This is a genomic window from Streptomyces sp. NPDC002870 (assembly GCF_042888505.1).
Taxonomy (GTDB): domain Bacteria; phylum Actinomycetota; class Actinomycetes; order Streptomycetales; family Streptomycetaceae; genus Streptomyces.
Map to the genome: position 1 here is coordinate 1 of NZ_JBIAPW010000042.1, position 18,742 is coordinate 18,742.

General features: G+C 70.3%; 15 protein-coding genes. 9 read left to right on the forward strand and 6 right to left on the reverse strand.

The genetic code is table 11. From position 1 onward, the window contains the following. Positions 1-449: 449 nt before the first annotated feature. Together ACFYWY_RS33585 and ptsP are read left to right on the forward strand one after the other, a co-directional pair. A complete protein-coding gene (locus ACFYWY_RS33585; RefSeq protein WP_389193761.1) occupies positions 450-899 on the forward strand; it encodes a PTS glucose transporter subunit IIA in 450 nt (149 codons plus the stop codon). 76 nt (positions 900-975) lie between these two features. Next, on the forward strand, positions 976-2,646 hold the full coding sequence (ptsP, locus tag ACFYWY_RS33590; protein WP_389193764.1) for a phosphoenolpyruvate--protein phosphotransferase: 1,671 nt from the start codon (positions 976-978) through the stop codon (positions 2,644-2,646). A gap of 71 nt (positions 2,647-2,717) precedes the next feature. Here the strand turns inward: ptsP and ACFYWY_RS33595 are convergent, their stop codons facing one another. Together ACFYWY_RS33595 and ACFYWY_RS33600 are read right to left on the reverse strand one after the other, a co-directional pair. Next, complete coding sequence (locus tag ACFYWY_RS33595; RefSeq protein WP_389193766.1) at positions 2,718-3,668, reverse strand: hypothetical protein; 951 nt, start codon at positions 3,666-3,668, stop codon at positions 2,718-2,720. Positions 3,669-3,819: 151 nt separating this feature from the next. Continuing rightward, entirely contained in the window at positions 3,820-5,796 is a 1,977-nt protein-coding gene (locus ACFYWY_RS33600) for an acetoacetate--CoA ligase (protein WP_389193769.1), read from the reverse strand. Between the two features lie 217 nt (positions 5,797-6,013). Between ACFYWY_RS33600 and ACFYWY_RS33605 the strand changes: the two genes are divergently transcribed. The 6 genes from ACFYWY_RS33605 to glpK all read left to right on the forward strand — a co-directional run bounded on the left by ACFYWY_RS33605 (position 6,014) and on the right by glpK (position 13,309). Next, the gene (locus ACFYWY_RS33605; RefSeq protein ID WP_389193771.1) at positions 6,014-8,374 is read left to right on the forward strand and encodes a glycoside hydrolase family 31 protein; all 2,361 of its coding nucleotides are present in this window, start codon (positions 6,014-6,016) and stop codon (positions 8,372-8,374) included. Positions 8,375-8,678: 304 nt separating this feature from the next. Beyond that, positions 8,679-9,026 (forward strand): Mpo1-like protein, encoded by a 348-nt coding sequence (locus ACFYWY_RS33610; RefSeq protein WP_389193774.1) that lies wholly within the window; start codon positions 8,679-8,681, stop codon positions 9,024-9,026. 66 nt (positions 9,027-9,092) lie between these two features. Beyond that, positions 9,093-9,524 carry a Zn-ribbon domain-containing OB-fold protein gene (locus ACFYWY_RS33615; RefSeq protein ID WP_389193934.1) on the forward strand — a complete coding sequence of 144 codons (432 nt, stop codon included), beginning with the start codon at positions 9,093-9,095 and terminating at the stop codon, positions 9,522-9,524. After that, positions 9,521-10,711: a lipid-transfer protein gene (locus tag ACFYWY_RS33620; protein ID WP_389193777.1), complete on the forward strand. Its 1,191-nt coding sequence runs from the start codon at positions 9,521-9,523 to the stop codon at positions 10,709-10,711. The genes ACFYWY_RS33615 and ACFYWY_RS33620 overlap by 4 nt, the downstream gene beginning before the upstream one ends. A 294-nt stretch (positions 10,712-11,005) precedes the next feature. Further along, complete coding sequence (locus tag ACFYWY_RS33625) at positions 11,006-11,767, forward strand: MIP/aquaporin family protein (protein WP_389193780.1); 762 nt, start codon at positions 11,006-11,008, stop codon at positions 11,765-11,767. 30 nt (positions 11,768-11,797) lie between these two features. Beyond that, positions 11,798-13,309, forward strand: coding sequence for a glycerol kinase GlpK (gene glpK / locus ACFYWY_RS33630; protein ID WP_389193783.1), 1,512 nt, complete (start codon positions 11,798-11,800; stop codon positions 13,307-13,309). A gap of 127 nt (positions 13,310-13,436) precedes the next feature. Here the strand turns inward: glpK and ACFYWY_RS33635 are convergent, their stop codons facing one another. From ACFYWY_RS33635 to ACFYWY_RS33650, 4 genes are read right to left on the reverse strand one after another with little or no spacing between them, the layout of a single operon-like run. Continuing rightward, positions 13,437-14,042: an ATP/GTP-binding protein gene (locus ACFYWY_RS33635; RefSeq protein ID WP_389193785.1), complete on the reverse strand. Its 606-nt coding sequence runs from the start codon at positions 14,040-14,042 to the stop codon at positions 13,437-13,439. Then, the gene (locus ACFYWY_RS33640; protein WP_389193788.1) at positions 14,023-14,427 is read right to left on the reverse strand and encodes a DUF742 domain-containing protein; all 405 of its coding nucleotides are present in this window, start codon (positions 14,425-14,427) and stop codon (positions 14,023-14,025) included. Before ACFYWY_RS33640 ends, ACFYWY_RS33635 begins: the two co-directional genes overlap by 20 nt. 9 nt (positions 14,428-14,436) lie before the next feature. Further along, positions 14,437-14,889: a roadblock/LC7 domain-containing protein gene (locus ACFYWY_RS33645; RefSeq protein ID WP_389193791.1), complete on the reverse strand. Its 453-nt coding sequence runs from the start codon at positions 14,887-14,889 to the stop codon at positions 14,437-14,439. Beyond that, positions 14,886-17,807, reverse strand: coding sequence for a nitrate- and nitrite sensing domain-containing protein (locus ACFYWY_RS33650; protein WP_389193794.1), 2,922 nt, complete (start codon positions 17,805-17,807; stop codon positions 14,886-14,888). Before ACFYWY_RS33650 ends, ACFYWY_RS33645 begins: the two co-directional genes overlap by 4 nt. A gap of 418 nt (positions 17,808-18,225) precedes the next feature. On the opposite strand from ACFYWY_RS33650, the gene ACFYWY_RS33655 reads away from it, so the two are divergent. Beyond that, on the forward strand, positions 18,226-18,672 hold the full coding sequence (locus ACFYWY_RS33655; RefSeq protein WP_389193797.1) for a hypothetical protein: 447 nt from the start codon (positions 18,226-18,228) through the stop codon (positions 18,670-18,672). Positions 18,673-18,742: the final 70 nt, after the last annotated feature.

The window sequence follows — 18,742 nt, forward strand, 5'->3', positions numbered from 1 at the left end:
AGGAACCACGACCATCCGAAGATGGACGGGGTATCAACATATCTGGCGTTGACTTTTGGCACGCTGTTGAGTTCTCAAGGAACGGACGCTTCCTTGGGGCCCTTTTTTGGGGCCTTCCGGGCGCTTCCCTTCGGTGTTTCCAACTCTATCAGGATCTTTCGCTCATCCTGACCACCACCCTGCGGGCATGCAGAGGTTTAGACCAGTTAGGATCGCGGCTTGATAGGTGCTGCCAACCCCCGACTCAAAGTCGCGTTGGGGTCAGGCAGGGGTACGACAGTACCTGGCGCCGGGAGACGAGGCAAATCGTTTCCGGTGCCCCCTAGGTCCGCCAACTGGCAGCTCTCGTGCGGAACTAGGACTTCCTATGACTTACCCTTCTGAACAGCGCGCCGTCCGGGATCAGACAGGGACGGCGACGCGACGAATCTCCGCCCCTGGGAGGCTCCATGACCACAGTGACGTCCCCTCTTGCCGGACGTGCCATCGGACTCGCGGCCGTGCCGGACCCGGTGTTCTCCGGTGCGATGGTCGGTCCGGGGACCGCTATTGACCCCGTGCGTGAGCCGTCGGAGGCCGTCGCGCCCGTCGACGGCATCGTTGTCTCCCTGCACCCGCACGCCTTCGTCGTCGTCGACGACCAGGGGCACGGGGTGCTGACGCACCTCGGGATCGACACCGTGCAGCTCAACGGCGAGGGCTTCGAGTTGCTCGTCAACAAGGGCGACACTGTTCAGCGCGGACAGGCAGTGGTGCGCTGGGACCCATCGGCCGTAGAGGCCGCGGGCAAGTCCGCTGTGTGCCCCATCGTGGCCCTCGAGGCCTCGGCCGATTCCCTCTCCGACGTCCGCGAGGACGGCGACGTGAAGGCCGGCGACACGCTCTTCGGCTGGCAGTGACGTCGGCGTCGCAGTGACGGCGAGTTGGACATCCATCGCGGCGGCACAGACCGTCGCTCAATCGGAGACGGGTGAAATGGAGACAACGCTGCGAGGCGTCGGCGTGAGCCACGGTGTGGCGATCGGCGAGGTTCGGCATATGGGCACGGCGGTTCTGGAGCCGCCGGCCAAGCAGATTCCGACGGAGGACGCGGAGCGCGAACAGGGGCGCGCTCGCCAGGCCGTGGAAGCTGTGGCCGCCGACCTGATAGCGCGGGGCAACCTGGCTGGAGGCGAGGCACAGGCGGTGCTCGAGGCCCAGGCCATGATGGCGCAGGACCCGGAGCTCATGGCCGACGTGGAACGGCGCATCGCCGTCGGCAGTACTGCCGAGCGCGCGGTGTACGACGCGCTCGCCGCGTACCGGGCGCTGCTGGCCAGTGCCGGCGAGTACCTGGCCGGACGGGTCGCGGACCTGGACGACGTGCGGAACCGGATCGTGGCGCGGCTGCTGGGTGTGCCGATGCCGGGTGTGCCGGACAGCGACGAGCCGTATGTACTGATCGCCCGGGACCTCGCGCCCGCGGACACGGCACTGCTCGACCCCGCGCTGGTGCTCGGTTTCGTCACCGAGGAGGGCGGGCCGACCAGCCACAGCGCGATTCTGGCGCGGGCGCTCGGAGTGCCCGCCGTGGTGGCGCTGCCGGGTGCCCGGGAGCTGGCCGAGGGCACGCTCATCGCCGTCGACGGCAGCACCGGCGAAGTCTTCGTCGAGCCGGGCAAGGAGAAGCGCGCGGAGTTGGAGAAGGCCGCCGCGGAGCGCAAGGCCGCGCTGGCCGCTTCCAGTGGGCCCGGGGCGACGTCCGACGGCCACAAGGTCCCGCTGCTGGCGAATGTGGGCGGGCCCGCCGATGTGCCGGCCGCGGTCGAGGCCGGTGCCGAGGGCGTCGGTCTGTTCCGTACGGAATTCCTCTTCCTCGACGACAGCAAGCAGGCTCCGTCGGAGGAGAAGCAGGTCGAGGCCTACCGCAAGGTGCTCGAGGCGTTCCCCGAGGGCCGGGTTGTCGTGCGGGTGCTGGATGCCGGGGCCGACAAGCCGCTCGACTTCCTGACTCCGGCCGATGAGCCGAACCCGGCGCTGGGTGTGCGCGGGCTGCGCAGCCTGCTGGACCACCCCGAGGTGCTGCGGACCCAGCTGACGGCGCTGTCCAAGGCCGTCGCCGGGCTGCCCGTGTACCTCGAGGTCATGGCACCGATGGTGGCGGACCGTATCGACGCGAAGGCGTTCGCCGACGCGTGCCGTGAGGCCGGGCTGAAGGCGAAGTTCGGCGCGATGGTGGAGATTCCGTCCGCCGCGCTGCGGGCGCGCTCGATCCTGCAGGAGGTCGAGTTCCTGTCGCTGGGCACCAATGACCTCGCGCAGTACACCTTCGCCGCCGACCGGCAGGTGGGTGCGGTGTCCCGGCTGCAGGATCCGTGGCAGCCGGCGCTGCTGGATCTGGTGGCGCTGTCGGCCGAGGCCGCGAAGGCCGAGGGCAAGAGCTGTGGTGTGTGTGGTGAGGCTGCCTCCGATCCGTTGCTGGCGTGTGTGCTCACCGGTCTTGGGGTGACCTCGCTGTCGATGGGTGCGGCGTCGATTCCGTATGTCCGGGCGACGCTGGCGAAGTACACGCTCGCTCAGTGCGAGCGGGCTGCCGCCGCGGCGCGTGCCACGGACACCGCCGATGAGGCGCGGGTCGCCGCGCAGGCGGTGCTCTCCGGCGAGTAGTCGGTACGCAGTTGGTCTGTAGGTGATCGAAGGGGCTTCCCGCCGGGGACGGCGGGGAGCCCCTTCGGCGTTCAGTGGTGGCTCTCCGGATCGTCGGTGGTGACGTCGAAGCCCGCGCAGTACTCCACGCCGGGCTCGGGGGACAGGGGTTCGCCGGTGGCCGCATCTGTGCAGTAGGCGCTGAAAACCTCGCCCGCGGTGAGTGGGAGAAGGCGGCCCTGGTGGAGCCGCCAGCCGTGGAGGTGGTCCGGGGCGCCCTCGATGCTCGTGCGCAGCACCAGTCCCCCGGCGCTTTCGAGGGCGATGCCTGTCGCGAGGACGGTGACGAATTCGGCTGCCTCGGACGCGTCCAGTTCGGCGGGCTCATTCGCCGCCGCGTCGGCGTGGAGGACGGCGAGGAGCTGCTCGTCGGGGGCGGGGACGCTGCAGACGAGGTGGTGTCTGCCTGGTCCCGCCGCTTCGAGCAGTCGCATCAGGATGCGGGAGGCCCGGTCGAAGGCGGCCCGGCCGATGTCCTGGCCGCAGTCCGCGCACTCGCCGCGGTCGGCGAGGAGCATGGTCGCGTACTCCCAAGTGGCCTGGCGGACAGCCTTGTTGATCAGCTGGGGCAGCAGGCCGGCGAGAGGCTGTCCGGTGTACGGGATGCCCGCGCCGCGGCCGGCGACGTCGGCGGTGTAGCGGCTGCGGCTCGCGGCCGCGTCGGGGTCGATGCCCGCTTCGGCGCAGTACTCCGCGAAGTCTTCGGGGTCGAAGAGTGCGACGGCGGTGTGCAGTTGGCGGGAGGCGAGGGTTCTGAGCAGGGCTTCGATCTGCCGGAGGTAGCTCGGGTGGTCGTCGAAGGTGAAGGTGCGGTACTGGCGCATCGCCGTGAAGTCCTGTTCGTCGGCCAGGAGGCCGACGGTGCTGGGGACTTCGCGGCGCAGGCTTCGCTGCATGGCTGCGTTGCGCCTGGGCCGCTGCTGCCTCGAGCGCTTCGCCGGCTTGGGCTGCCCGGGCCGCTTGTGCTGCTTGGTGTACGCCATTTCTCTTTCCCCCTGAGCGCAGTTGACTACTGGTGACTCACCGTAGTCGACGGCACTGACAATGGGGTGTGACCTGCGAGTCAAGCGCCGGACGGGCTTGTTCGGGCCCGGCCGGCGCTTGGCGGCGGGCGGCGCTTGGAGGCGGCCGGCGCTACTTCCGGGTGCGGGCGAGCTCCTCGTAGAAACGCAGCAGTTCGAGGTTGTCGACCGAGCCGGGGTTGACCGCCTTGGCGAGCGCCGTGCCCTGGAGGAGGCGCTTCACCGGGACCTCGATGCGCTTGCCGGTGAGGGTGTGCGGGACGCCGGGGACCTCGATGATGTCGTCCGGAACATGGCGTGGGGAGAGCTGTTCGCGGATCGTCCGGGTGATCCGGTCGCGCAGGTCGTCGTCGAGGGCGGCGCCTTCGGCGAGGTGGACGAAGAGCGGCATCCAGTAGCCGCCGTCCGGCTCCTCCAGGCCGATGACCAGCGATTCGCGGATCTCGGGGAGGCGTTCGACGGCTTCGTAGATGTCGGCCGAGCCCATCCGTACGCCCTGGCGGTTGAGGGTGGAGTCGGAGCGGCCGTGGATGACGACGGAGCCGCGTTCGGTGATGGTGATCCAGTCGCCGTGCCGCCAGACGCCGGGGAACATCTCGAAGTAGCTGTCGCGGTAGCGGCTGCCGTCGGGGTCGTTCCAGAACCGGATCGGCATGGACGGCATGGGGTTCGTGACGACCAGTTCGCCGACCTCGCCGATGACCGGCTTGCCCTGCGGGTCCCAGGACTGGAGGTCGGTACCGAGGCAGGCGGCCTGTAGTTCGCCGATGTGCACGGGCAGGGTGGGCACGGCGCCGGCGAAGCAGCTGCAGACGTCCGTGCCACCGCTGACGGAGGCGATCCACAGGTCCTCCGCCACCTCGTCGTGCAGCCAGCGGAAGCCGTCGGGCGGCAGCGGGGAGCCGGTGGTGGACACGCACTTGATACGGGACAGGTCGTGGTCGCGGGCGGGGTGGACGCCTGCCTTCCGGCAGGCCATGACGTACGCCGCCGAGGTGCCGAAGAGGGTGGCTCCGGTGCGCTCGGCGATGCGCCACTGGGCGCCGGTGTCGGGATAGCCGGGGCTGCCGTCGTACAGAACGACCGTCGTGCCGGTGAGCAGGCCGGAGACGAGGAAGTTCCACATCATCCAGCCGGTCGATGTGTACCAGAAGAAACGGTCCTCGGGGCCGAGGTCACAGTGCAGGCCCAGCTGCTTGAAGTGCTCCAGCAGGATGCCGCCCTGCGACTGGACGATGGCCTTGGGCAGGCCTGTCGTACCGGAGGAGTAGAGCACCCAGAGCGGGTGGTCGAAGGGGACCTGCTCGAAGACCGGTTCGGTTTCGTGAGAGGTGACCGCCGACCAGTCGAGCGCGCCCTCGGGGGCCTCCGTGCCGAGCAGCGGGATGTGGATCACCGCGCGCAGGGTGGGGAGTTCGCGGCGGAGCTCGGCGACGGTCTCCGCGCGGTCGTGCACCTTGCCGCCGTAGCGGTAGCCGTCGACGGTGAACAGAACGACCGGCTCGACCTGCTGGAAGCGGTCGAGGACGCTGCGGGCGCCGAAGTCGGGTGCGCACGAGGTCCACACCGCGCCGACGGCCGCGGTCGCGAGGAGGGCGGTGACGGCCTGGGGGATGTTGGGCAGATAGCCGCTGGCGCGGTCGCCGGGGCGTACGCCGAGGGCGCGCAGTTCAGCTGCGAGAGCGCCTACCTGGCGGCGGAGCTCGGACCAGCTGATCGGGGTCGGCTCATGTGTCTCGTCCACATACAGGAGCGCCGCGTCATGGGCGCGGGCAGGGTCCTCGGCGGTGCGCAGCGCATGCTCCGCATAGTTGAGCGTGGCGCCGGGGAACCACTGGGCGCCGGGCATGGCGGAATTCGCGAGGACACGCTCGTACGGAGTGGAGAACCGCACGTCGAACCAGTCGGCGACCGCCTGCCAGAAGGTCTCGAGCTCGTCGACGGACCAGCGGTGCAGCGCCGCGTATCCGCCCTCCGCAGGGGCCCCGTGGCGCTCGGCGGCCCAGGCCTGGAAGCGGGTGATCCGGGCGGCGGCGATGCGGTCCGGGTCCGGCTGCCAGAGGGGGGCAGGGTTCGCTGCTGAGGTCATGGGGCGGCTCCCGGGTGGCTCTACGCGGTGTCTGCGTGCGTCGCGCGCACGTGCGGGGTGTGCGCGTGACGCGGCTGACAGGGACGATGCCATGTGATCGTCTTTCGCACCAGGGCTCCCCACCCATGTTCGGGCGTCGGAATATGTGCTCTCACCACGGGTGAACGGGAGTTGAACAAACCACACATCTGCTCGGCCGGATGGCAGGCTGAGCTGCATGGACGGTCGGGATCTGGTGCGTTCGGTAAGACATTTCGGAACGGTGCAGGGGCTGCGCGCCGCCCGCTCGGCCTGGCGGCAGCGGCGTACCGACGCCCGGGAGCTGCCGACGAGGGGGGCGGAACGGGCGCGGGTGCCCGGACCCGTGACCGGTGCCGAGCCGATGCCCGGGGGCGGCATCCTCCGGTTCGCACGTTCGGAGCTGCGCATCCGGGTCACGGCGGGCGGCACGGTCTTCTGGGGCTGGGACGGCGCGGGACCCGAGCCCTCGTACGCACTCGCCGGCGCGCCTCCCGAGCCGGATCCGCGTGCCGAGCTCGAGCCGGACAAGGACGGCGGCTGGCGAGTGGTGTCGGAACGGGTGACCGTGGAGATCTCCCGGAACGGCGCCGTGGAGATCCGTACCCCGGGCGGTGTCGTACTGCGCCGGGATCTGCCGCCGCGCTGGTGGGAGCCGGTGCGGGGCGGTCCGGCACGGTGGGTGCAGCGGACCGAAGTGCCCGCGGACGCACGCTTCTTCGGGCTCGGCGGGCGAGCCGGTGGGCCGCGGCTGCGGGGCGGCACATACCGGCTGTGGAACACCGACCCAAGGGGGACCTTCGGTCCCGGCGACGACCCGCTGTACATCACCATGCCCGTCCAGCTGGTGGTGGCCGACGCCGGCACCCATCTCGCCTTCCACGACAACTCGTGGGACGGCCGGGTCACCCTGCGCGAGGGCGAGGAGGGCGCGGGCTCGGGGCACGACCGGCCCGGCACCAGTGAGGTGCGCATAGACGGCGGGCCGCTGCGTTGCTGGGTGGTGGTCGGCACGCCCGCGCGCGTGCTGACCGGCTGGACCCAGCTGACGGGCGCGCCCGCGCTGCCGCCGTCCTGGGCGCTGGGGCCGCAGCACGCCCGGTGGGGTTTCGGCAGCGAGCGGGAGGTGCGCCGGATCGCCGCGGGCTACCGGGACCGGGAGCTGCCGCTGTCCGCCGTCCATCTCGACATCGACCACTACGACGCGCATCAGGTGTTCACCGTCGGCCGCGAGAAGTTCCCCGATCTGCCGGGCATGGCGAAGGATCTGCGCGAGGACGGGGTGCGGCTGGTCTCCATCGTCGATCCGGCGGTGAAGGCGGAGCCCGGGAACACGGTGTACGACAGCGGGTCGGCAGCCGGGGCGTTCGTACGCGATCCGCAGGGCAGGGAGGTTCGGGGCGTCGTCTGGCCGGGCGAATGCGTCTATCCGGACTTCACCGATCCAGCGGCCCGCCGGTGGTGGGGAGACCTCTATGAGGAGCGGCTGGCGCAGGGCTTCTCCGGGGTGTGGCACGACATGAACGAGCCGGTGTCCTTCGCGCCCTTCGGCGACATGACGCTGCCGCGCTCGGCCCGGCACGCGCTTGAGGGGAGGGGCGGCGATCATCGCGAGGCCCACAATGTGTACGGCCTCGCGATGGCCCAGGCCGGGTACGAGGGGCTGCTGCGACTGCGCCCGGAGGAACGGCCGTTTCTCTTCTCGCGCTCCGGCTGGGCGGGGATGCAGCGGTACGGGGGCACCTGGTCCGGCGATGTGTCCACCGGCTGGCCCGGACTGCGGGCCTCGCTCTCGCTGGTCCTTGGGCTCGGGCTGTGCGGTGTGCCGTACTCCGGACCTGATGTGGGCGGATTCGACGGGAGTCCGTCGCCCGAGCTGTATCTGCGCTGGTTCCAGCTGGGGGCGCAGCTGCCGCTGTTCCGTACGCATGCGGCGATCGACGCGGGGCGCAGGGAGCCGTGGGAGTTCGGGCCCGAGGTCCTCGCCCATGCGAAGGCGGCTCTCGACGAACGGGAGCGGCTGCGGCCCTACTTCGTCACGCTGGCGCATCTGGCGCGGCTTACGGGGGCGCCGTATGCACGGCCACTGTGGTGGAGCTCTCCGGAGGACCGGGTGCTGCGCGACTGCGAGGACGCCTTTCTGCTCGGTGACGCGCTGCTGGTCGCGCCGGTGCTGGAGAGCGGGACGGACCGGCGGGCGGTGCGGCTGCCGCGCGGCCGGTGGTACGACACTGCGACGGGGCGGGCATACGACGGGCCCGGGCAGGTGCTGGTGGACGCTCCCCTGTCGCGGATCCCGGTACTGGCGCGGGGTGGTGCGGTGATTCCGGTACGGGGCGCGGACGGCGGGATCGAGCTGGAGGTGTGGGCGCCGGCCGAGGGGCGCGGGGGCGGCGGGCTGGTGGTCCCCGACCCCGGGGGCGGCTGGGAGCAGGCGGAGGTGGAGCGGTACACGACGCGGCTGGTGGAAGGGCAGGTCGTGGTGAAGCAGATCAAGGGGAACAGATCAGGTCCGCCGAAGTGGCGGGTACGGGTGCGGGGGCTGGGGGCGCGGCCGTAGGGGTTCGGGGCGCGAGGCGCACACGACCGAAGCGGTACGAATCGCAAGGCGCACACGACCGAAGCCGTACGAGGCGCGAGACGCACACAGCCGAAGCGGTACGAGGCGCAAGGCGCACGCGACCGAAGCGGTTCCCGGGCGCCTTCTTCGGCTGCCCCGTCGTTCGGCGTTCGGTCGCCGGGCACTGAAGCAGACGCTGCGGAACGAGCGGCCGGGACCACCCCCGTAGGCTCCGGCGGCCATTCTCCGATATCGACGCGGCCAGGCCGTATCCGGTTCGCTGCCGAGGGATTACGGTGCGGCCATGACGCAGCAGACATTTGACTCGTACGAGGAGTTCTGGCCGTACTACGTCGCGATGCACTCCAAGGCGGCCACCCGGTGGGTCCATCTGACCGGCACGCTGACCGGTCTCGCGGTCAGCGCGTACGGGCTGGCGCGCGGCCGGAAGCGGTATGCGGCCGCCCTGCCGCTGATCGGTTACGGAACGGCGTGGCCCGCGCATTTCTTCATCGAGAAGAACAATCCCGCGACCTTCGGGCATCCGGCCTGGTCGCTGCGGGGTGACGTGCAGATGATCCGGATGATGCTGGCGGGCAGGGACCGGGAGCTGGCGGAGACCGCCGCCAAGTGGCTCGCCGAGAACCGCTGACCCGTGGCACACTTCTGACGTACCGTCAGATTGCTGTGCCCGGGAGGGATCTTGACGCGCACACCCGTGGTCGCCGGATGGTTCACACAGGACAGCGACGAGGAGGACTTCCGGCTGCTCGGCACCCGCTGTGCGGCGTGCGCGTCGGTCTTCTTCCCGCGCGAGGACTCCTTCTGCCGCAACCCCGCATGCGGCGGCGGGGAGTTGGCGCAGGTGCCCCTGTCCAAGCGGGGACGCGTGTGGTCGTACACGGACGGGCGCTATCGACCGCCCGCGCCATACGTCTTTGACCCCGATGCGGAGTGGGAGCCGTACACGCTCGTCGCCGTCGAGCTCGAGGCCGAGCGGATGGTCGTCCTCGGGCAGGCCGTGCCGGGCGTGAGAGTGACCGATCTCGCGGTGGGGATGGAGGTCGAGGTCGTGCCCGGCGTGCTGAACGAGGACGCGGACACGGTCTGGACGACCTGGCACTGGCGGCCCGTGGGGGTGGCGTCATGAGCGGCGAGGTGGCGGTCCTCGGGGCCGGAATGCATCCCTGGGGCAAATGGGGTCGCAGCTTCGTCCAGTACGGAACGGCCGCGGCCAGGGCCGCCCTGGCCGATGCGGGGATCGACTGGCGGCAGGTGCAGTCGGTGGTCGGCGCGGACACCATGCGCTGCGGCTACCCCGGGTATGTGGCGGGCGCGACTTTCGCGCAGGCGCTCGGCTGGCAGGGTGCACGCGTCAGCAGCGTCTACGCGGCCTGCGCGTCGGGCGCGCAGGCGATCAACACCGCACGATCCCAGATCCTGGCGGGCATGGCGGACGTGGTGCTCGTGGTGGGGGCGGACGCCGCGCCGAAGGGTTTCTTCGCACCAGCCGGGGGCGATCGGCCCGACGATCCTGACTGGCTGCGCTTCCGGGTTCTCGGGGCGACCAATCCGGCCTACTTCGCGCTCTACGCCCGCCGTCGCATCGCCCTGTACGGCGAATCCGCCGAGGACTTCGCGCTGGTCAAGGTGAAGAACGCGGCGGCCGGGGCGCTCAACCCCAACGCCCGCTACCGCAAGGCCGTCTCGGCCGAGGAGGTGGCCGCCTCCGCGGTGGTCGCCGATCCGCTGCGGCTGCTCGACATCTGCGCTACGTCCGACGGCGCGGCCGCGCTGGTGCTCTCCAGCATGGACTTCGCGCGCCGCCACGGGGCCGGCGAGCCGGTCCGTATCCGCGCGGTCTCCACCGTCTCGCCGACCTATCCGAGGGCCGTAATCGACCTCCCGGACATCGCGACAGACTCGGCCGCCGCCGTGGACCCGCTCCCGCAGTCGTTCCGGGCTTCGATCGCCCGGGCCGCGTACGAGGAGGCGGGCATCGGGCCCGAGGATCTCTCGCTCGCCGAGGTGTACGACCTCTCCACCGCCCTGGAGCTGGAGTGGTACGAGGACATCGGGCTGTGCGGGGCCGGCGAGGGCGCCAAGCTGGTGCGCGAGGGCGCGACCGCGCTCGGCGGGCGGATTCCCGTCAATGTCAGCGGCGGTCTCGCGTCTTTCGGCGAGGCGGTGCCCGCTCAGGCCATCGCCCAGGTCTGCGAGCTGACCTGGCAGCTTCGCGGCATGGCCGGGCCGCGCCAGGTGCCGGGGGCGCGCACCGGAATCACGGCGAACCAGGGGCTGTTCGGCCATGGCTCTGCGGTCGTCGCCGTCCGCTGAGCCGGCCCCGGGAGACGGCCTCCCGCTGCCTTACGTTCCCCGGTACCGTGTCAACACACCGGTCTTGAACTGCGCTTGCTGTCAACGACCTTGACGCCCCATCACGGCCGGTGAACACTGCCTCTTCGTCGGCATCGCCGCACTTCGGCACGCTCACCACGCTCGTCACGGACGCCGGGCCGGGTACGGGAGACTCCCCTGCCTCCGGCTCCGTCGCCATGGAACGCCATGGAGCACGCACCCTGCACGGAGGACCAGGGCCCCGTGGCCCCGGCCGAGGGCATAGGAGCCGCCATGAGCAATGGAGACATTCTTGTCGGTGAGGTCATCGGCACCGCGATACTCATCCTCTTCGGCGCGGGCGTCTGCGCCGCCGTCACGCTCCATCACTCCAAGGCAAGGGCCTCGGGCTGGGTCGTCATCGCATTCGGCTGGGGTTTCGGCGTGCTGGCGGGCGCGTACACCGCCGCGCCGCTGTCGGGTGGGCATCTCAATCCGGCCGTGACGCTGGGCGTCGCCGTCGACACCGGGGAGTGGAGCAAGGTGCCGCTCTACATCCTGGCGCAGATGGCCGGCGCGATCCTCGGCGCCGTGCTCGCCTATCTCGTCTACTTCGCGCAGTTCCAGGCCAACGCAGACAAGAAGAACGCACAGCCCACGCTCGGAATCTTCTCCACAGGGCCGGAGATCCGCAGTCCCGTCGCCAACGTGATGACCGAGATCATCGCGACGATCGGCCTGGTGCTGCCGATACTCGCCTTCGGCAAGAACGACGGCATCGGCATTGGGCAGATACCCGGGCAGGACGCCGGGATCTACGGCTCCGGCATCTCCATTCTGCTGGTGTCTCTGCTGGTCGTCGGCATCGGTCTGTCGCTGGGCGGGCCGACCGGTTACGCCATCAACCCCGCGCGTGATCTCGGACCGCGCATCACCCACGCACTGCTGCCGATCCCCAACAAGGGCACCTCCGACTGGGGTTACGCCTGGGTGCCGGTTGCCGGGCCCGTGATCGGCGGGCTGCTGGCCGGCCTCATCTTCAACGCAGCCTTCTAGGCCTTGTGGCCACTTCGACAAGAGGACGTCATGACGGACAAATTCGTCGCCGCAATTGACCAGGGCACCACGTCCAGCCGCTGCATCATCTTCAACCAGGACGGTGCGATCGTCGCCGTCGACCAGCGTGAGCACCGTCAGATCTTCCCCAAGCCGGGCTGGGTGGAGCACGACGCCACCGAGATCTGGTCCAAGGTGCAGGCGGTGGTGGCCGGGGCGATCGCCAAGGCGGGCCTGCGGGCCGACCAGCTCAGTGCCCTCGGCATCACCAACCAGCGGGAGACGACCGTCCTTTGGGACCGGTCGACCGGCAAGCCCGTACACAACGCGATCGTCTGGCAGGACACGCGTACCTCCGCGCTCTGTCACGAACTGGGCGGCACGGACGGGCAGGACCGCTTCCGCGACGCGACCGGACTGCCGCTCGCGAGCTACTTCTCCGGGCCCAAGGCGGCCTGGCTGCTGGACAACGTGCCGGGGCTGCGCGGTCGGGCCGAACGTGGTGAGATCGCCTTCGGGACCATCGACTCGTGGCTGATCTGGAACCTCACCGGCGGCATCGAGGGCGGTGTCCATGTCACCGATGTGACCAATGCGTCGCGCACGATGCTGATGAATCTGCAGACCCTCCAGTGGGATCCGGCGATCCTGGCGGCGATGAATGTGCCGCAGGCGGTGCTTCCGGAGATCAAGTCGTCGGCGGAGGTGTACGGGACGGCCGTGGGGCAGCTCGCGGGTGTGCCGGTGGCCTCGGCCCTCGGCGACCAGCAGGCCGCGATCTTCGGGCAGGCCTGCTACGACACGGGCACGGCCAAGAACACGTACGGCACCGGCAGTTTCCTGTTGCTCAACACCGGCGACCGGCCCGTGCCGTCGAAGAGCGGGCTGATCACCACGTTGGGGTACAAGATCGGCGAAGAGGCGCCGGTGTACTGCCTGGAGGGGTCAATCGCGATCACCGGCGCACTGGTGCAGTGGTTCCGGGACCAGCTGGGCATCATCCGCAGCGCCGACGAGATCGAGACGCTGGCGGCGAGCGTGGACGACAACGGCGGGGCGTACATCGTGCCTGCCTTCTCCGGGCTCTTCGCCCCCTACTGGCGCTCCGACGCACGCGGTGTCATCACCGGACTGACCCGGTACGTCACCAAGGGGCATCTGGCACGGGCGGTGCTGGAGGCGACCAGCTGGCAGACCCGCGAGGTGGTCGACGCGATGTACCAGGACTCCGGGGTGCAGATCACCACGCTCAAGGTGGACGGCGGCATGACCGCCAACAATCTGCTGATGCAGCATCAGGCGGATGTGCTGGGGGTGCCGGTAATCCGGCCGAAGGTCTCAGAGACGACATGTCTGGGGGCCGCGTACGCGGCGGGGCTGGCGACCGGAGTGTGGTCGGACCTCGACGAGCTCAAGGCGCACTGGAAGCGCGATGTGGAGTGGTCGCCGCGGATGGAGGCGCAGACCCGCGAGCGCGAGTACCACAACTGGCGCAAGGCGGTGGAGCGTAGCTTCGGCTGGCACGAGGAGGACGGCGAGTGAGCCCACGTTGACTCACGGCCCGTACCCCCGTTGACTCACGGCCCGTACCCCAGTCGGTGGGGGTACGGGCCGTGGCTCGCCGATCTTTCGGCTGATGGCGTGCGCGCGCCCGCGGCCGGCGCGGAGGTCAGGCGTCCGCGTGCTCGCGCTGCCGGTCGGCCCGGGCCAGCGCGTGCTCCACAACCGCCACCAGCACCTCCTTGGCCGACTCGCGTTGGCGCGCGTCGCACATCAGCAGCGGCACCTCGGGGTCGAGGTCGAGCGCGGCCCGTACGCTCTCGCTGGGGAAACGACCCGCCCCCTCGAAGCAGTTGACGGCGACGGTGAAGGGAATGGCGCGGCGCTCGAAGTAGTCGATGGCTCCGAAGGAGTCCTCCAGGCGGCGGGTATCGGCGAGCACAACCGCACCCAGCGCCCCCTGCGCCAGCTCGTCCCAGAGGAACCAGAAGCGGTCCTGGCCGGGCGTGCCGAAGAGATAGAGCACCAGGTCCTCGCGGAGCGTGATACGCCCGAAGTCCATGGCGACGGTGGTGGTCGTCTTAGACTCGACGCCCGCGGTGTCGTCGACAGGACGGCCCGCCTCGCTCAGCGTCTCCTCCGTACGCAGTGGCCTGATCTCGCTGACCGCGCCCACCAGAGTCGTCTTGCCGACGCCGAATCCGCCCGCGACCAGGATCTTCAGAGTCACCGGCTCGACGGGCGTCGTTCGGCGGCTAGAGCGCCCGAAGACCATTGATCACCTCGCGGAGAATGCTCACGTCCGGCAGTTCGGCCGGCGGAACGGGACGGGTTACATGCACGAGTGCGTCCTCGACGAGATCGCCGACCAGGACCCGGACCACTCCGACAGGGAGATCCAGGGTGGCGGCGAGTTCGGCGATCGACTGGGGGGTGTCGCCGCACCGCTCGACGATCTCGACATGCTCCGGCGAGAGCAACTGGTCGCGGCCGGGGTCGTCGGCAGCGGCCTCCGGCACGACGAGGGCGATCAGATCGAGACGGTGGCGGGTGGCGCTGCTCGTCCGGCCGCGGGTCATCGCGTACGGACGGACCACCGGACCGGCTTCGGCGTCGAAGAAGTGGCGCGGTTTGCGAGCGTACTGGGCGGAGTCACTCATACCGGCCGCTCACCCCCCGGGTTGGCCGGTCCGTGGAGCGGTGGCCAGGTGCACTCCGACCCGCTTGACCATGAGCGTCATCTCGTACGCCACCAGGCCGACGTCGGAGTCCGCGTCGGCGAGGACGGCCAGACAACTGCCGTCGCCCGCCGCCGTGACGAAGAGGAATGCCTCGTCCAGCTCCACCACGGTCTGGCGGACCTTGCCCGCCTCGAAGTGGCGGCCGACGCCCTTGGCGAGGCTGTGGAAGCCGGAGGCGACGGCGGCGAGGTGCTCGCCGTCCTCACGGGTCAGCTCCCGGGAGGTGCCGGTGGCGAGGCCGTCACCGGAGAGCACCAGAGCCTTGCGGATGCTGGCGACGCGGTCCACCAGTTCGTCGAGGAGCCAGTTGAGTTCGCCGGATTGCCCGGTGGTCAGGCGGTCGGCGGCGGCGTTGGGTGCTGCGGCGTGTGGTGCGGTCATCGACCGTCCCCCTCCGATGTCGTTCCAGGTGCGGTCTCGCCGGGGCCGGTGGCCGGGTCGGTGACCCCTTCGTACTCGGCCTCTCCGGCATTCTGGCGGCGGCCGCGCTGCCAGCCTCGTTGCATGGAGGCCATCCGGTTGCGTACGTGTTCCGCATCGCGTTCGACGTCCTGCCCCGCGGCCGGGGCTGTGGTCTGTTCGGCGGCTGCGGCGTCCTCCCTGAGCTGGGGGGCGAGGCTTGCCTGACGGACTCGGCGGGGCAGGCCGTCGATCGTGACGGGTGCGGGTGCGGGTGCGGGTGCGGGTGCGGCTGCGGCTGCGGCTGCCGGGTCGGGGTCGGCGGGGCCGGACCTGGGGGTGCGCACGTTGTCCGGCGACGGTGCGGGCGCGGGCGCCGCCGGGGCGGGTGCGGGCCAGGGCGCGCGGCGTGGCTCCGGAGCGGGTGCGGGCGCCGGCCAGGGCGCCGGACGCGGCTCCGGGGCGGACGGAGGCCATGGGCCGGTGCGCGGCTCCGGGGCGGGCGCGGGCTCTTCGGAACGCTCGGGCTCCGGGGCCGGGGCCGGGTGGGTACGGCCGCGTTCGTCCACCCTGCGGCCGTGGTCGGTGACCAGTGTCGGCGGCTTGCGGCGGGGCAGCGGCACGGGGCCGGAGTTGCGCTCGGACGTCTGGTCCAGCGCCTGTTGGTGCTGCTCCTCCGGGGTCGGGCGGCGGCGGTCGCGGGCCCGGGCGCGGAAGATCCCGCCGCGCTCGCTCTCGTTGTCCTCGATGTCGGCGAGGGAGTCGACCCCGCCGAGGCCGGGGCGGTCAGTGCCAGGGCGGGAGCGGTCACCGCCCACGCCGGGCCGGTCCTCGAAGCCCAGCGCGCCGACGGGTGCCTCCAGTTCGACGGGTCCGTCGAGCAGCGCCGCACCACTGAGCTGGGTGGGGACCTTGGAGAGCGTCGTGAGTTTGCGGTCGCTGCCGCGCCGCCCGGCCGGGCTCTCACTCTTGCGGTCGAGGCGGAAGCCGGTTCCCTGAGTTTCCGGGGCTTCGGTGAGCAGGGCCGCGGGGATGAAGACGATCGCGGTGGTCCCGCCGTACGGCGAAGGCTGCAGCGAGACCCGGACGTTCTGCCGCTGGGCGAGCCGGCTGACGACGAACAGGCCGAGCCGGTCGGTGTCCGAGAGCTCGAACTCGGGAGTCTCCGCGAGCCGCAGATTGGCGTCGAGCAGCACTTCGGGGGCCATACCGAGCCCGCGGTCGTGAATTTCGAGGGTGAAGCCGTTGGCGACCCTCTCGCCGTGCACCTGGACGCCGGTGTGCGGGGGCGAGAACACCGTGGCGTTCTCGAGGAGTTCGGCGATGAGGTGGGTGAGGTCGGCGACCGCAGGGCCGCCGACGCCGATGCGCGGCAGCCTGCGGACCTCGATGCGTTCGTAGTCCTCGACCTCGGCGACCGCGGCCCGTACGACGTCCATCAGCTGGATCGGCTTGCGCCACTGCCGGGAAGGCGCGGCGCCGGAGAGGATTACCAGGCCCTCGGCGTGCCGTCGCATACGGGTCGTGAGGTGGTCCAGGCGGAACAGGTCCGCGAGTTCCTCGGTGTCCTCTGTGCGGCGCTCCATGGTGTCGAGGAGCGTGAGCTGGCGGTGCAGCAGAACCTGGTTGCGACGTGCGAGGTTGACGAAGACGTCGGAGACTCCGCGGCGCATGTCGGCCTGCCGGACGGCGGCCTCGACAGCGGCCCGCTGAAGGGTGTTGAGCGCCTGGCCGGCCTGCCCGATCTCGTCCTTGTCGTAGTCGAGGCGCGGCGCTTCGGTCTCGATGTCCACATGCTCACCGGCGGCGAGCCGGCGCATCACGCTGGGCAGACGTACGCCGGAGACCTCGTGGGCCTCCTTGCGCAGCCGGGAGATGTCGCGGACGAGGTCGCGCCCGATGCGTACGGACACGATCACAGAGACCAGCAGGGCGAGGAAGCCCAGTACGCCCGCGACGCCGGCCTTGACGAAGACGCTGTACGCGGCGGGCTCGACGCGGTCCTGGTAGCGGACGCCCGCCTCCTTGGCCTCGCGGGCGAGGTCGTCGAGGACGGGGGTGGCGGCCGCCTGCCAGCGGGCTGCCTCGGACGCGCCGGACTTGTCGACGGGGCCCGCGGTGATGAGGCGTTCCTCGGCGTCGCGCAGGGGCGCGGTCTTGGGGCTGCGCCAGTACTGCTCGTAGACTTCGCGCTCCTTGGCGGGCAGTACCTCGAGGTTGGTCTCGTAGTACAGCTCGCGGTTGGCGACGAAATCGGAGAGAGCGCGGATCTCATCGGCCGTGATTTTGCGGGTGGTCAGCGAGGAGGCGATGAGGGCGTCCTCGCGGGAGAGCATCTCCGTTGCGCGGACGAGTCCGACGAGGGCGCGGCCCTGCCGCTCCATCTCGACGTCGTTGAAGGCGTGGAGCGTCAACAGGAAGCTGTGGCAGGGGTCGACGACCCTGTTGTAGAACTCCAGGGCCTGGTTGCGGGAGACGGTCCCCGTCTCCACGGAGCGGCGAAGAGCGCCCAGTCCGTCGAGTGCTTCGAGGAGCGAGTTCAGTTTCTGCTCGGTGTCCGGCCGCATGTCGTCGAGGACTCCGGACTTCTCCATATTCGCCTTGATCTTGGCGACGGCCTCGTCGGTGGCCATGCGCTGGCGGCGCAGGGTGGGCAAAGCCTCCGAAGCCCTGCGGTCCGCAAGGTAGATGAGGGTCTGGCGGCGTTCCTTCTGGATGACGTTGACAGTGTCCGCGACCGGATAGCCGACATTTTCGACCACTGAGCTGACGTCCAGAAGCTGATCGGCCTCCCGACCGGTCAGTACGGTGGCGAAGCCCCAGAGGGCGGTGAGGGAGACGAGCGGCACCAGCAACAACGCCACGATCTTCCGGCGGATGGACTTCCCGCGAAAGCGCATGGCCTCCCCCTGATCAACCCCCCGCCCGGTGCGGGAGGTGTTCCGTCAACAAACGGCGTGAGCCTACTACTGTCACACTGACAACTCGAAGGCACGTCCGGACGATTTTCGGCCGAGGACAGATGTCTTGATCACGGGTTGTCCAGGTATTCGGGGAGATGACATTCCCGCGGTGCGCGACCACACCTGGCGGCGCGTCATTTTTCGGACCGCGGCAGATGGCTGGAATTTTTCGCTGCTCGGGAATCATCCGGCCTGGTCAATCGTCATTCTGTGCGGGGGGCACGGGTGTTCGCACTACGCCGCGAGCATCGCATCGGTTCCGGTTTCGGTTCGCATTCGCTGCGGGTGCCGGAGTAAAGCAGCGGAATCCGGGCAGCCACCCTGATGTCGGACAGAGGTGGGGAGTGACAGGTCCATGGACACGGACGAGCGTCGTGGCGCAGTGCGGGCGACGAGTTATGCGAATGTCCCGCGGGAGCTCTGGGTGGAGGAGCCGGCGGTGCGACGGCGCATGGCTGATCCGGTCCGTACGGCAGCGGTGCGCGCGGTGATCATAGCGTCGCTGACGATCATTCAGGCGATGATCGCGTTTCTGTGCACGCTTGCGGGGTCCTGGCTGGCGTTTCCCATGGTGCTCAGCAGTGTGGGCAGCACGGTGGTGGCGACGTGGGCGGTTCTTGACGTCTGGGTGACCCGCCAGGTGTGGAACCAGCGCAATGGCGTGGTGTCCATACCGAGCAGCACGGCGCGCCAACTGCGCCGTGAACGCCGCCGGGCACGACGCACGGCGCGGGCTGCGGCGCGCGAGAGTGCACGGATACGGCGGCGGGAACGGAGCCGGGGGCGGCTGTCGGAGGCGTGACAGGGTGCGGGACTCCGGGCGCTCGGGGCCCTGGCCGCCGCGCCGTGGGCACCGGCCTCGGGGTACGGAC

Bases quoted from the DNA above. Each gene is read 5' to 3' on its own strand.
- ACFYWY_RS33585 (WP_389193761.1), top strand. From the start codon at position 450: ATGACCACAGTGACGTCCCCTCTTGCCGGACGTGCCATCGGACTCGCG.
- ptsP (WP_389193764.1), top strand. From the start codon at position 976: ATGGAGACAACGCTGCGAGGCGTCGGCGTGAGCCACGGTGTGGCGATC.
- ACFYWY_RS33595 (WP_389193766.1), bottom strand. From the start codon at position 3,668: ATGGCGTACACCAAGCAGCACAAGCGGCCCGGGCAGCCCAAGCCGGCG.
- ACFYWY_RS33600 (WP_389193769.1), bottom strand. From the start codon at position 5,796: ATGACCTCAGCAGCGAACCCTGCCCCCCTCTGGCAGCCGGACCCGGAC.
- ACFYWY_RS33605 (WP_389193771.1), top strand. From the start codon at position 6,014: ATGGACGGTCGGGATCTGGTGCGTTCGGTAAGACATTTCGGAACGGTG.
- ACFYWY_RS33610 (WP_389193774.1), top strand. From the start codon at position 8,679: ATGACGCAGCAGACATTTGACTCGTACGAGGAGTTCTGGCCGTACTAC.
- ACFYWY_RS33620 (WP_389193777.1), top strand. From the start codon at position 9,521: ATGAGCGGCGAGGTGGCGGTCCTCGGGGCCGGAATGCATCCCTGGGGC.
- ACFYWY_RS33625 (WP_389193780.1), top strand. From the start codon at position 11,006: ATGAGCAATGGAGACATTCTTGTCGGTGAGGTCATCGGCACCGCGATA.
- glpK (WP_389193783.1), top strand. From the start codon at position 11,798: ATGACGGACAAATTCGTCGCCGCAATTGACCAGGGCACCACGTCCAGC.
- ACFYWY_RS33635 (WP_389193785.1), bottom strand. From the start codon at position 14,042: ATGGTCTTCGGGCGCTCTAGCCGCCGAACGACGCCCGTCGAGCCGGTG.
- ACFYWY_RS33640 (WP_389193788.1), bottom strand. From the start codon at position 14,427: ATGAGTGACTCCGCCCAGTACGCTCGCAAACCGCGCCACTTCTTCGAC.
- ACFYWY_RS33645 (WP_389193791.1), bottom strand. From the start codon at position 14,889: ATGACCGCACCACACGCCGCAGCACCCAACGCCGCCGCCGACCGCCTG.
- ACFYWY_RS33650 (WP_389193794.1), bottom strand. From the start codon at position 17,807: ATGCGCTTTCGCGGGAAGTCCATCCGCCGGAAGATCGTGGCGTTGTTG.
- ACFYWY_RS33655 (WP_389193797.1), top strand. From the start codon at position 18,226: ATGGACACGGACGAGCGTCGTGGCGCAGTGCGGGCGACGAGTTATGCG.